Annotated in this window: 11 protein-coding genes; 2 read left to right on the plus strand and 9 right to left on the minus strand. The window is 70.8% G+C overall.

Going from position 1 to position 12,169, the window contains the following annotated elements:
- Positions 1–10 precede the first annotated feature (10 nt).
- Together ABD230_RS03175 and ABD230_RS03180 are read left to right on the plus strand one after the other, a co-directional pair.
- Entirely contained in the window at positions 11–871 is an 861-nt protein-coding gene (locus ABD230_RS03175) for a fumarylacetoacetate hydrolase family protein (RefSeq protein WP_344369384.1), read from the plus strand.
- 54 nt (positions 872–925) lie between these two features.
- Positions 926–1,714 (plus strand): IclR family transcriptional regulator, encoded by a 789-nt coding sequence (locus tag ABD230_RS03180; RefSeq protein WP_344369385.1) that lies wholly within the window; start codon positions 926–928, stop codon positions 1,712–1,714.
- Between the two features lie 45 nt (positions 1,715–1,759).
- On the opposite strand, the gene ABD230_RS03185 is transcribed toward ABD230_RS03180, so the two are convergent.
- The 9 genes from ABD230_RS03185 to ABD230_RS03225 all read right to left on the minus strand — a co-directional run bounded on the left by ABD230_RS03185 (position 1,760) and on the right by ABD230_RS03225 (position 12,043).
- Entirely contained in the window at positions 1,760–2,722 is a 963-nt protein-coding gene (locus ABD230_RS03185) for a bile acid:sodium symporter family protein (protein WP_344369387.1), read from the minus strand.
- 203 nt (positions 2,723–2,925) lie between these two features.
- Positions 2,926–3,246 carry a hypothetical protein gene (locus ABD230_RS03190; RefSeq protein WP_344369388.1) on the minus strand — a complete coding sequence of 107 codons (321 nt, stop codon included), beginning with the start codon at positions 3,244–3,246 and terminating at the stop codon, positions 2,926–2,928.
- Entirely contained in the window at positions 3,243–4,517 is a 1,275-nt protein-coding gene (locus tag ABD230_RS03195; protein ID WP_344369390.1) for a flavin-dependent oxidoreductase, read from the minus strand. Before ABD230_RS03195 ends, ABD230_RS03190 begins: the two co-directional genes overlap by 4 nt.
- A 54-nt stretch (positions 4,518–4,571) precedes the next feature.
- Positions 4,572–6,224 (minus strand): amidohydrolase, encoded by a 1,653-nt coding sequence (locus ABD230_RS03200; protein WP_344369392.1) that lies wholly within the window; start codon positions 6,222–6,224, stop codon positions 4,572–4,574.
- 51 nt (positions 6,225–6,275) lie between these two features.
- Positions 6,276–6,755 carry a DUF3237 domain-containing protein gene (locus ABD230_RS03205; RefSeq protein WP_344369393.1) on the minus strand — a complete coding sequence of 160 codons (480 nt, stop codon included), beginning with the start codon at positions 6,753–6,755 and terminating at the stop codon, positions 6,276–6,278.
- Positions 6,756–6,770: 15 nt separating this feature from the next.
- Positions 6,771–8,450, minus strand: a complete 1,680-nt coding sequence (nikE, locus tag ABD230_RS03210; RefSeq protein WP_344369394.1) for a nickel ABC transporter ATP-binding protein NikE — start codon at positions 8,448–8,450, stop codon at positions 6,771–6,773.
- Positions 8,447–9,310 carry an ABC transporter permease gene (locus tag ABD230_RS03215; protein ID WP_344369396.1) on the minus strand — a complete coding sequence of 288 codons (864 nt, stop codon included), beginning with the start codon at positions 9,308–9,310 and terminating at the stop codon, positions 8,447–8,449. The genes nikE and ABD230_RS03215 overlap by 4 nt, the downstream gene beginning before the upstream one ends.
- Positions 9,307–10,260 (minus strand): ABC transporter permease, encoded by a 954-nt coding sequence (locus tag ABD230_RS03220; RefSeq protein ID WP_344369397.1) that lies wholly within the window; start codon positions 10,258–10,260, stop codon positions 9,307–9,309. The genes ABD230_RS03215 and ABD230_RS03220 overlap by 4 nt, the downstream gene beginning before the upstream one ends.
- 133 nt (positions 10,261–10,393) lie before the next feature.
- Positions 10,394–12,043, minus strand: coding sequence for an ABC transporter substrate-binding protein (locus ABD230_RS03225; RefSeq protein ID WP_344369399.1), 1,650 nt, complete (start codon positions 12,041–12,043; stop codon positions 10,394–10,396).
- Positions 12,044–12,169 lie beyond the last annotated feature (126 nt).

The following is a 12,169-nucleotide window of genomic DNA, read 5'->3' on the forward strand; positions in this document are numbered from 1 at the left end:
AAGGCCCACCATGCGCATCGCCAACCTCGCCGACCGACTCGTGCTGATCAACGATCACCTCGCCGTCGATGTCGAGTCCGCCAGCGGCGGACGGTTCGGCCCCGATCCGGCCGCGGTCTTCGCCGCCTGGGGCGAGTTCGCCGCCTGGGCGTCGGCGATCGACGTGACGGCCCACCCCGACGCGACGTCGTTCCCCGACGAGGAGCTCGGCGCACCGTCGCCCCGGCCGCGCCAGGTCGTCGGCGTCGGGCTGAACTACGCCGACCACGCCGCCGAGGCCGGGCTCCCGATCCCCGATGAGCCGGTCGTGTTCACGAAGTTCGCCTCCGCCGTCACCGGGCCGGATGCCGACGTGACGCTGCCGGGGGCAACCGTCGACTGGGAAGCGGAACTCGTCGTCGTGATCGGGACCGGCGGTCGCGACATCCCCGAAGCCGAAGCGCTCTCGCGGATCGCGGGCTACACCGTCGGTCAGGACCTGTCCGAGCGAACCGTGCAGTGGCAGGCCACCCCGGCGCAGTTCAGCATGGGGAAGTCCTTTCGGGACTTCGCCCCCACGGGGCCGGCGATCGTCACCCTCGACGAGTTCGCGGACCCGGCGCGATTGGCGATCTCGGCGACCATCGTCGAGGTGGACGGCACCGAGACGCGGGTGCAGGACGGCTCCACCGAACAGCTGATCTTCGGCGTGGCCGAGCTCGTGTCGCGGCTCTCACGCGTCCTGGAACTGCTGCCCGGCGACCTGATCTTCACCGGAACGCCTCCGGGGGTGGGCGCCGGCATGGATCCGAAGCGCTTCCTGCGCGACGGCGAGACGCTCGTGACCGAGATCGAGGGCATCGGCGCGATCACCCAGCGGTTCCACGCATGACCGCGTGGACGGCGTTCGTCGACGTCGCGGTCGGCGGCATCGTCCTGGAACGAGATGGCTGACGACGTCCCGCGTCGTGGCGGACGCCCCACGGCCGGCGAGCCCCTGCTCGATCGGGCGTTCCGCCTGCTCGGTGCGTTCGACGACGCCGGCGGCGCACTGACGCTCCGCCGGCTGAGCGAGCGGTCCGGCATCCCCACGAGCACGACGCTCCGCCTCGCGCAACGGCTCGTGGCGCTTCGCGCCCTCGAGCGACGCCACGACGGCACGTACACCATCGGGCTGCGCATGCTCGAACTGGCGGCGCTCGCGCCGCGCGGTCACGGTCTGCGCGCCGTGGCGCTCCCGCACCTCGAGGAGCTGCACCGCGTCACGGGACACCACGTGCAGCTCGCGGTCCGCGACGGAGACGCCGCGGTGATCATCGAGCGACTCACCGCACGCGACGCGGCACCGGTGCTGTACAGCGTCGGCGGGCGTGTGCCGCTCTGCGCGACGAGCCTCGGGCACGTGCTCCTCGCCTACGCCCCGGCCCCGTTCCGCAACGCCTACCTGGCTCGCGAGCACGTCCTCGAGCCGGAGGGCGAGGTGATCGCCGCCGCCGCGCTGCGGTCGGGCATCGCCTGCGTGCGCCTCCGGGGTGCCGTCCAGTTCACCCGCCCGCTCCCGACGCCGGCGACCTCCGTGGCGGCACCGATCCGCGACGCGCCGGACGAGGTGGTCGCCGCACTGTCGGTGCTCGGCCCGGGACGCGGACGCATCAGCGCCGCGCTCGAGGAGACCGTCATCGCCGCCGCCCACGCCGTCTCACGCGACCTCCGGGCCTCGCGCTCGGCCGCATGACGTGGACGCCGCGACCCGAGGGTCGCGGCGTCCCGGTCGTCGGGATCAGGCTTCGACCGTGACATCCGGCTCCGGCTCCGACGCCGCCTGCGGCGCCGGATCGCCCGCCGTCCGGCGGATGACCGATCGGAAGACGATCGCCGCGACGAGGCCGAGGACGATCGATACCGGCCCGTAGACGGCCGCCGGGACCGCGATGACCGGGTTCGCCAGCACCACCTGGCCGATGACGAGCGCGATGGTCGCGTTGTGCAGCCCGATCTCGAGCGAGCTCGCGAGGGACTGCGCCGGGCTCACGCGGAACAGCCGCGGCACGAAGAACCCGACCAGCAGGCTCATCACGCAGATGAGGAGCGCGAGCAGCAGGAGCGGCCCGAGGTTGGCCGCGAGCACTGCGAGGTTCCCGATGACGGTGAGCGTGATCACCGCGGCAAGGATGATCATCGAGACGATCCGAACCGGCTTGTCCATGGCGAGCGCGAAGCGCGTCGCGAAGCGACGGATGAGCATCCCCAGGACGACGGGACCGAGCACCATCACCGTCACCTCGAGCGTCTTCTGGAACTGGAGTCCGATCTGTCCGCCGGAGGGGTCGAAGTAGGCGATCGACAGGTTGACGATCAGCGGGATCGTGAAGATCGCCGTCACCGAGTTGACGGCGGTCAGGCTGATGTTCAGCGCGACGTCGCCGCCGAAGATGTGGCTGAGCACGTTCGCGATGGCGCCGCCGGGTGCGGACACGATGAGCATCATGCCGATGGCCAGCAGCGGAGGCAGTCCGGACAGGGCGACGATGCCGAACGTCAGCAGCGGCAGGACGATGATCTGGCACGCGAGGGCGACGAACACCGCCTTCGGGAATCGGACGACGCGGGTGAAGTCGGCGAGGGTGAGAGTCAGGCCGAGTCCGAACATGACGATCGCGAGCGCGACCGGGAGGAGCGTTGAAGCGAGTGGCATCGAGGTCTCCTTCGACCTTGGGAATGCGGGACTCCCACAGCAGACCACCGCCGGACGCGGGCTGAGCCGCCGATTTCAATGGATGGCATCAACGAGCTGATCGGGGTCAGGGGACGACGAGTCGCAATGCCTCGGTGCGCCGCGACGCGGCCGCACGAGTACGTGACATCTGAGTTGGCGTGTCCTGCTTCCACGCACGGTGGCGGTCAGTCGGCGGCGGCCGCCTCACGGTCGCTGCCGATGACGAAGGGCTATGCGTCGCACGGAACGCCGGCCGCGACGAGGGTGATCGCGACGTCGACGCGCCGACTCACGATCGGGGCGGGGAGGGCGTCCATGGCGGCCGAGCGTTGGGGTGAGTTCAGGTAGGCCTGCTCGGCCCCCGCGAACTGCTCGGGCTCGCCCGGCGTGGAGACGGCCCATACGAATTCCCCCGTCCCCGGGAGCGCGCAGGCGAATTCGATCTCGAAGCCTGCCGCGCGGCGGGCAGGGACGAGGTGCTCGCGCCACCAATCGACGAAGGCATCGAGCGCGTCGGCGCCGACCTCGTACCGGCGCAACTGGACGGTCATCGTCCTGCGCCCTCCGCCATCGGTCGCACGCTGAGGCTGGGCCGATCGTTGAGCAGCGACGGGTCGAAGCCGGCGGCCTGCTTGTACTCGGCCGCGATCCGCTGCCGCTCGGCGAGTGGCACGACGTGCTCGATGTCGTCGAAGCCCTGCGGGGCGCGTTCGTAGGCGAGTTGCATGACCCGTTCCGGTCCGAGGGATCGGTTGCTGAGCGTGAGCGCCGCGGTGACGGGACGCCGAGTGTGCTCGTAGGCGGCGAGCGCCGCGGACGCATCGGCGGTGGTGGCGAGTTCGCGGGCGAGCGTGCGTGCGTCGAGGATCGCCTGGGAGGCGCCGTTCGAGCCGATCGGGTACATGGCGTGGGCGGCGTCGCCGAGGAGGGTCTGCGTCCCCCAGGTCCAGCGATCGACGGGGTCGCGGTCGACCATCGGGTACTCGAGCACCTGGTCGGATGCCGCGATGAGGCCGGGCACGTCGAGCCAGTCGAATCGCCAGTCGGCGAACATGTCGATCACCCGCGAGGGGTCTACGGCTCGGTTCCAGTCGGAGATGCCCGTGTCGTCGTCGCTCGCGCGGTACTCGGCGATGAAGTTGATGCGGGCGAGCCCGTCGGCGCGCGGCGTCTCGAGCGGGTATGCGACGAACTTCTGCAGTCCGTCACCGGCCATGATCATCGTGCGGCCGTCGAGGTAGGCCGGCGCGATCGCGGTGCCCCGCCAGAGGATGAGCCGGTTCCAGACCGGGTCGCCCTCGTCGGGATACCGCTGCTTCCGCAGTGCGCTGTGGATGCCGTCGGCGGCGATGACGACGTCGGCCGTGAGCGTCCGTTCCTCGCCCGACGCATCGCGGAAGGTGACCGACGTGACATCCGTCCGCGGGTCGGACGAGACCGCGGCCAGGCCGAGACGGACCCGCTCGGCGCCGAGTCGGCTTCGCACCGCCGCGAGCAGCAGCATCTGCAGTTCTCCGCGGTGCACCGAGTACTGCGGCCAGCGGTAGCCCGCGTCGAGGCCCCTCGGCTCCGACCAGATCTCCTGGCCGAATCGGTTCGTGTAGGTGAGCCGGCTGGTGGGCATGCCGATCCGGGCGACCTCGTCGCCGAGGCCCAGTTCGGTGAGTTCGCGCACGGCGTGCGGGAGCAGGTTGATGCCGACCCCGAGCGGGCGCAACTCGGGGACCTGCTCGATGATCGTGATGTCGCGGATGCCGGCGTCGTGGAGCGAGAGCGCCGTGGCGAGGCCGCCGATGCCGGCGCCGATGATGAGGACCTTCATGGTGGGGACTCCGTTGTCGTGGGATGTGCGGTGTGCTGGTTGGACGTGGCGAGGTCAGTTCTCGTGGACGACCTCGCCGGCGACCACCGTCACGGCGGTCGCCAGCGAGGCGATCTCGGCGGCGGGCAGTTCGAACGGATCGCCCGTGGCCACTGCCAGGTCCGCCCGTTCGCCGACCCGGATGCGACCCGACCGCCCGAGCACCAGTTCGCTCGATCCGCTCGTGTACGCACCCAGTGCCTGCTCGAGGGTGAGGGCCTGGTGCGCCGCGTCGAGGTTCGGCGGCTCGGCGCCGTCGGCGACGACGGGCCGGGGCGCACCGGGAGGAGGCGGTGCCCAGCGGTTGACGACGACGTGGATCGCGAGCCACGGGTCCGGCGGGGAGACCGGCCAGTCGGAGCCCATCGCGAGGTCGGCACCGCCGTCGGCGATCGTGCGGAACGGGTACCCGCGCTGCATCCGCTCTTCGCCGATCAGGTCGATGACGAACGGGTCGGGTGCGGCCCATAGGCCCTGGATGTTGGCCGTGACTCCGAGCGGCCCGAAACGCCGTGCATCCTCCGGCTGCACCATCGACAGGTGGGCGATGTGATGGCGCGGGCCTGGCCCGTCGGCCGCCCGCGCGGCCTCGATCGCGTCGAGTGCCACGCGGATGCCGCGATCGCCCATGACGTGCAGGTGCAGGGCGAATCCGGCGGCGTCGAGTGCGGCGACGAACGCGCGGATCGTCGGTTCGTCGAAGTGCAGCTCGCCCGTGAAGCCGTCGTCGCCGTGGTTGCAGTACGGCTCGAGGAGCGCGGCGGTCTGACCGTGCGGCACGCCGTCGATCATCGCCTTCGCCGTCGTCGTGACGAGCCCGGCGGCGGCGTTCCGTTCGCGGAGCGCGATGAACCGGTCGACGAGCGCGGGCACGTCGGCCTCGCGCAGTCCGGGCGCGATCCACAATGCGCCGGAGGTCTCGCTCCGCAGTGAGCCGTCGGCGATGGCGCGCAGGTAGGCGGGAGTGCAGTCGGCCTTTCCGTTGTATTCGCCGAGGATCGCCTCGTGCCAGCCGATCACGCCGAGCGACCAGAGATGCGACTGCGCATTGAGGAGTCCGGCGTGGATCTCGTCTTCGGTCGCCGGCGGGATGACGCGCCCGACGAGCTCCGCTGCGGTCTCGTTGAGGTAGCCGGTCGGGTCGCCCCGCTCGTCGAGGTGGATCCGTCCGTTGTGCGGCTGGGGGGTGTCGCGATCGACCCCGGCGAGTTCCAGTGCCTTCGAGTTGACCCAGAGGGTGTGGTGACCGGCGTCGCTCAGGGCCACGGGGCGGTCGGGCACGATCTCGTCCAGTTGCTGTCTCGTCGGCATGGGGAACAGCTCGTGGCTCCATCCTCCGCCGGTGAGCCAAACGGCGTCGCTCTGCTCGGCGCCGTCGCGGATGAGGTCGAGCGTCTGCTCGACGGTGGACGCCGGGGTGAGGTCGAGGCTCAGGCGTTCGACGCCGGCGAAGGCCGCGTGCACGTGCGCGTCGACGAAGCCGGGGTGGATGACGCCGCCGCCGGCGTCGATCACGCGGGTCGTCGCACCGCGCAGCTCGAGCACGTGCGCGTCCGACCCGACTCGGACGATGCGGTCGGCCGCGACCGCGACCGCCGTGCTCGCGGTGCGCACGCGCCCGTCGAACACGCGGCCGTTGACGATGAGGAGGTCTGCGGGGGCGGTCATGGTCGGCCTGCCTTCGATACTGGGAGCGGATGAGGTCGGTTGGTGCGGAGGTCACGCGAGACGGAACACGCGGATGATCACGTACCCTGGCTCGGCCCGGGCGTACCCGACGAACTGGGACTCGGTCAGCCAGCGGAGCTCCGGGTGATCGGTCCGGAACCGGAACGCCGTGCGGTAGTAGAGCTCGCGCTCGTCCACCGCCTCCCCCGCCACGATCCGAGCCCACGTCGCGTCGTCGGTTCGCCAGACGCCGCGGTTGACGACCTCGACCCCGGCGGTGCCCGTCTCCACCTCGGCCTCGATGACGTAGCGCGCGTCGAGTTCGACGGTGAGACCGCGGCCGTTCCACCAGTCGCCGCCGCCGTCGAGGACGGTTCCCCGGAGCCGGGGGCCGTCGAACGTGCCGCCCGACACCCGTGCGAAGTGCAGTCCCTCGCCCGGTGTCGTGCCGCCGAGCTGCAGCGGGTCCTCGACGCGGCACCGCAACTCGAAGCAGTACTCGAAGGCGGGTTCCATCAGCGGGATCGACATGCTGGTCCGTTCGGTTCATTCCGGGATCGAGGCGGTCGAGCGCGTGACCGTGGGCAGGGACTGCGTACGACCGAGCCGGCGCCGGGGCGTCCAGCCCTCGCGCGGGATCGAGTCGAGCAGTAGGCGGGTGTACTCCGCGGTCGGCGCATCGAGGATCTGCGCCGCGGTGCCTCGCTCCTCGATGCGCCCGTGGCGCATCACCACGACCTCGTCGCACAGCCGGCGGATGACGGTGAGGTCGTGCGTGATCATCAGGAGGGCCACGCCCGTCTCGCGGCGGATCGTGTCGAGGAGGGTGAGGATCTCGACCTGGGTCGTGACGTCGAGCGCCGAGACCGCCTCGTCGAGCACGAGCAGTGCCGGATCTGCGGCGAGCGCCCGGGCGATCGCCACGCGCTGTCGCTGGCCGCCCGAGAGCGCGCGTGGCCGGCTCGCGGCGAGCCCCTCGTCGAGCCGGACCTGCCTCATGAGCTCGCGGACGCGCCCGTCGACCACCTCCGCCGATTGGCGCGGTCGGTGCACGCGAACGGCCTCGGCCAGGCACTGCCGGACCGTCTGGCGCCGGTCGAGGGACTGGTAGGGGTCCTGGAACACCATCTGCGCGATCTTCGCCCGCACGCGCCGGTCGGCACTGCCGCGCGCCGGCCGGCTCCAGTCCTGGCCGTCGACCACGATCGTGCCCCGATCGGGGCGCTCGAGCCCGAGCAGCATCCGGGCGGTCGTGGACTTTCCCGAACCCGACTCGCCGACGATGCCGAGCGACCCGCCCGGGGGCAGCTCGATCGAGAGGTCGTCGACGGCGACGAGTGTCTCCCGCCTGCCGGTCGCGCCGCGGACCTGGTAGGTCTTGCGGAGGTGCTCGATGGTCACGAGGGGCCGAGGTGACTCGGTGGCCGGCTCGAGGGGCGGTGCCTCGTCGAGCGACGCGGACATGAGGACCTTGGTGTACTCCTCGCGCGCGTTGCGCCGCATCGACCCGGCTCGGAGCGTCTCGAGGATCCGGCCGCGCTGCATGACGTTCACGCGGTCGCAGACTGTCCCCGCGAGCGCGAGGTCATGGGTGACGAACAGCAGTGAGAGGTCGCGGTGCGCGCGGAGGTCGGCGAGCACGGCCATCACCTCCTCCTGCGTCGTCACGTCGAGGGCCGTCGTGATCTCGTCGGCCAGCAGGATGTCGGGATCCATCGCGAGGGTCGCGGCGATCATGACGCGCTGCAGGAGGCCGCCCGAGAGTTCGGCCGGGTACTGGCGCATGCGTCGGTCGGGGTCGGTGATGCCGACCTCGTCGAGCAGGTGCCGTGCGCGGGTCGCGGCGACATCCGGCCGCTCACCCGCGACGTGCACGAGCGCCTCGGTCATGAAGTCGCCGATCGTCCGCAGCGGGTTGAGGTGCGCACGCGGGGTCTGGAAGACCATGCCGATCCGCCGCGCGCGGAGGGCGCGCAGCGCGGTCGCGGTCATCCCGCCGAGGTCCTGGCCGTCGATCCGGATCGTGCCCTGCGTCGTGAAGCCGTCGGGCAGGAGGCCCGCGACCGCGCGGAGCGTGAGCGTCTTGCCGGAGCCGGACTCGCCGACGAGACCCACCGCCTCGCCGCGGACGACGGACAGCGTGGTGTCGGAGACGAGTCGGCGGGGGCCCTCCGGGCTCGGCGCGAGGATGTCGAGGCCCGATACTTCGAGGACGGGTGCGGTCATCGCTCCTTCTCCTCTGCCCAGTCAGTGACCCTGGCGCCGATGATGCCGACTGCCAGCACGGTGATGACGACGAAGATCGCCGGGAAGACGGACTGCTCGGGCGCACCCGCCAGGATGCCCGCCTGACCGACGGCGATCATCGACCCCCAGTCCGGGGCCGGTGGTTGCTGGCCGAGTCCGAGGAAGGAGATCGCTGCGAGGTCGAGCATGGCGTAGCCGAATCCGACGGCCATCTGCGCGGCGACGATCGGGATCATCGCGGGCACGAGGTGCCGGAAGCAGATCGCCGGGCTCGAGACGCCCTGCACCCGGAGCGCGGCGATGTATGGCTTCGCGAGTTCGCGGGCGGCGGCGGTGCGGGTGAGTCGGGCGATGATCGGGATGTAGGCGATGGCGAGGGCGATGACGGGCGCGGCGAGGCCCTTGCCGAAGATCGTCACGGCGAGCACGGCGATCACGAGGCCGGGGATGGCGAAGATGACGTCGACCAGACGGGCGATCCCGCCGCTCACCCATCCCCCGAACCAGGCCGCGGCCAATGCGAGCCCGACGCCGAGGATCGTGGAGAGGACGACCACGACGGCGGGCGCGAACACGCTCGCCGCGGCTCCGACGAGCACCCGGGAGAGGATGTCGCGCCCGAGGTCGTCGGTGCCGAATGGGTGCTCGAGGCTGGGGGCGCCGTTCAGCGATCCGACGTACAGCTCGTTCGGGTCGTAGGGCGCCAGCCACGGCCCCGCCAGGGCGACCATGCTGATGACGCCGAACGCGATGACGGCGACGAGGAACGTCGGGTCTCGCCTCGCGACCCGCCTGGCCGCGGCCGGCACGGTGCCGTTCGCGATCTGGGCGACGCTCATGAGGTCCTCCCTCCGCCGACGCTGGACGGGTCGATGATCGAGCTGATCAGGTCTGCGACCGCGTTCAGCACCACGAAGATCGTCACCAGCAGGAGCGAGACGATCTGCACGACCGGCAGGTCGGCTCGTGCGGCCGCCTGGACGAGCAGCGAGCCGATGCCGCCGAGGCCGAACGCGACCTCCGCGATCGCGGATGCGGCGAACAGCCCTGCGATGGTCGTGCCCGCGATGGCGAGGATCTGCGGCGAGGCATTGCGGAACACGTGCACGCCGAAGATGCGACGCCGCGGGATGCCGCGCACCCGTGCCGTGTCGACGTGCTCGCTGTGCAACTGGGCGACGAGCGAGCCGCGGGTCACCCGGCTGATATACGCGATGAAGAGCACCGCGAGCGAAATGGCGGGCAGGACCAGGTGCCAGAGGCGGTCCCACACCCCCTCGCCCTCACCGTAGACGGGGAACCAGCCGAGGCTCTTGGCGAAGATCCAGATCAGCAGGATGGCGACGACGAAGGTCGGCAGCGCCATCCCGAGCGAGGTCATCGCCGCGATGGTGCGGTCCACCACCCGACCGCGGGTGGCGGCGAGGATGCCGGAACCCACGCCGAAGACGAGGATCAGCAGCACGGTCAGCAGCACGAGCTGGAGGGTGATGCCGAATCGAGGGCCGACCAGGGAGACCACCGGCGTCTTGTAGACGAAGGATCGCCCGAAGTCCCCCTGGATGGCGCCGGTGAGCCACTGCCAGTACCGCGACCAGACCGGGTCGTCGAGATGGTACTCCGCCCGGATCTGCTCGACGAGCTCGGGCGTCGGCTTCGCACCTCCGGCCAGAGCCGCGATCGGGTCGCCGGTCAGCAGCACCGCCGAGTAGATGACCATGCTGGCGAGGATGAGCGTCAGCAGCATCCCGCCGAGTCGTCCGAGCACCGTTCGAGTGAGCGCGTTCACGCCGTCCTCTCCTCTCCGCATCGTCGATCGGGAGACCCGGCACGCTGGCCGCCGGGGCCGCAGGACCCCTGTGAAGGGTGGATCCTACGGCTCCGACCGGCCGGCGTGTCCATCGGGCTTCCGATCGTTCCGGTCACTTGCCGCCGAGGTGCAGCGCCCAGGGGCTGCTGTACGCGGCGATGGACGTGGTGACTCCACTGAGCTCGTCGTTGAGGTACGTGAGCTGGTAGGTCCCGGCGAGCGTCACCTGGAGCATGTCGGGGGCGAAGATCTCCTGCGCCGCCGTGAACTCCCGTGCGGCCGTCTCGGGGTCGGTGGCGTTCCGGGCCGCGAGCAGGTGCTCCGTCACCTCGGGGTTCTCGTAGCCGCTCCAGTTGAAGATGCCTCCCATCTCGGGCGGCAGCATGAACAAGGACGGGTAGCCGAGCACGCCGGGTGTCTCCAGGTAGCCCTGCGTGGCCACGAAGTCGACGCCCTCGCGCTTGCTGGGGTCGTAGAACAGCGCACCGAAGTCGGAGGCCTGCATCTCGTCGATCCGGATGTCCAGGCCGATCTGCTTCCCGGCGCTCTGGATGATCGCGGCGGTCTGCTGGAACTCCTTGGCGCCGGCCGGAACGGCGACGACCAACGGCCGGCTCACGTCCTCACCGCTCTCCTCGACCAGTGCCGTCGCGGCCTCGAGGTCGAGCTCGGGCGCGGCGAGCGCGTCGTAGCCCTCCTGGTAGATGCCGGAGGCCTCCATCGACTGGAACGAGAACTCGGGCACGATCGTCTTCTGGACGTAGCCGAGACCGTTCACGACGGTCTCGAGGTACTGGTCGCGGTCGATCGCGAGGTTCAGGGCCTGCCGGATCTTCGGGTTCGCCGCCGCGCTCGTGGCCGATGCGGGCCCGAAGCTGTACGACGCGGTGGAGTGGCCGATCGTCAGCGATCCTGCACCGTCGCCCTGGAACACCGCTCGTGATCCCGGCGAGACGTTGATGGCGCCGTCGATCTCGCCCTGCGTGAGCGCGGTGGCCAGGGTCGACCCGTCGCTGACGAAGGTGTACGTCATCGTCCCGACGAGCGGAGCGCCGTTCCAGTAGTCCTCGTTCGCGATGGTGACGATCTCGCTGCCCGGCGTCCACCCGCCGTCCTGGAGCTCGAACGGACCGGTGCACATCAGGCCCGCGTCGGGCGTGCCGACCGCGTCGCCGTTCGCCTCGCCGAACGCCTTCTGCATGACCGCACCGCCCTGGCCCGCGAGCGCGTCCCGGAAGGTGGAGTCGGGCGCCACGAACCGCACGGTGACCTCGTTCGGTCCGGTGGCGACGATCCCGGTCGCGGGGTCGGGGTCGATCAGGGCGAACGCCCCGTACCACTGCGATGCGGGGTTCGTGTTCTGCTGCAGGCTGTACACGACGTCGTCGGCCGTCACCGGGCTTCCGTCCCAGAACGTGACGTCGTCGCGGAGCGTGATCACGAAGGTGACCGGATCCACGAACTCGGCCCGTTCGGCGACGCCCGGTTCGATCGAGAAGCCGGGCTGCAGCGAGAGGAGGTTGTCGCAGAGGTTCGGAATGATCAGGTTTGCGGAGGCGGCCGGGTTCAGCGTGGCGGGCTCGCCCTCCACGATCGCCCAGGTCACCTCGTCGACGGGCTCGGTGCCCGCCGGCTGGGCGTCGACGATCTCGATGTCTTCACCGTCGACGTCGGCGTTGTCGGTGTCGCGAGGGGTGCAGGCGGTGAGCGCCAGCAGCGCGGCGCCGGCGATGGCGCCGACCGCGAGTGCGGTTCTCTTCATGATGTGTTCCGTTCGATCCGTACGGTCGGGTCGGGATGCAGCCCGACCGCGGGTTGGGTGAGGTGGATGGTGCGGTCCTGCCGGTGTTCGGTTGTCCTGTGGTGCTGGCGTTGCGCGGCGAGCCGT

Source organism: Agromyces tropicus (genome assembly GCF_039531345.1).
GTDB lineage: Bacteria > Actinomycetota > Actinomycetes > Actinomycetales > Microbacteriaceae > Agromyces > Agromyces tropicus.

What these genes read in the sequence shown, in the direction of transcription:
- ABD230_RS03200 (WP_344369392.1), bottom strand. Translation starts at nt 6,224, where the DNA reads ATGACCGCCCCCGCAGACCTCCTCATCGTCAACGGCCGCGTGTTCGAC.
- ABD230_RS03195 (WP_344369390.1), bottom strand. Translation starts at nt 4,517, where the DNA reads ATGAAGGTCCTCATCATCGGCGCCGGCATCGGCGGCCTCGCCACGGCG.
- ABD230_RS03225 (WP_344369399.1), bottom strand. Translation starts at nt 12,043, where the DNA reads ATGAAGAGAACCGCACTCGCGGTCGGCGCCATCGCCGGCGCCGCGCTG.
- ABD230_RS03175 (WP_344369384.1), top strand. Translation starts at nt 11, where the DNA reads ATGCGCATCGCCAACCTCGCCGACCGACTCGTGCTGATCAACGATCAC.
- nikE (WP_344369394.1), bottom strand. Translation starts at nt 8,450, where the DNA reads ATGACCGCACCCGTCCTCGAAGTATCGGGCCTCGACATCCTCGCGCCG.
- ABD230_RS03180 (WP_344369385.1), top strand. Translation starts at nt 926, where the DNA reads ATGGCTGACGACGTCCCGCGTCGTGGCGGACGCCCCACGGCCGGCGAG.
- ABD230_RS03215 (WP_344369396.1), bottom strand. Translation starts at nt 9,310, where the DNA reads ATGAGCGTCGCCCAGATCGCGAACGGCACCGTGCCGGCCGCGGCCAGG.
- ABD230_RS03190 (WP_344369388.1), bottom strand. Translation starts at nt 3,246, where the DNA reads ATGACCGTCCAGTTGCGCCGGTACGAGGTCGGCGCCGACGCGCTCGAT.
- ABD230_RS03205 (WP_344369393.1), bottom strand. Translation starts at nt 6,755, where the DNA reads ATGTCGATCCCGCTGATGGAACCCGCCTTCGAGTACTGCTTCGAGTTG.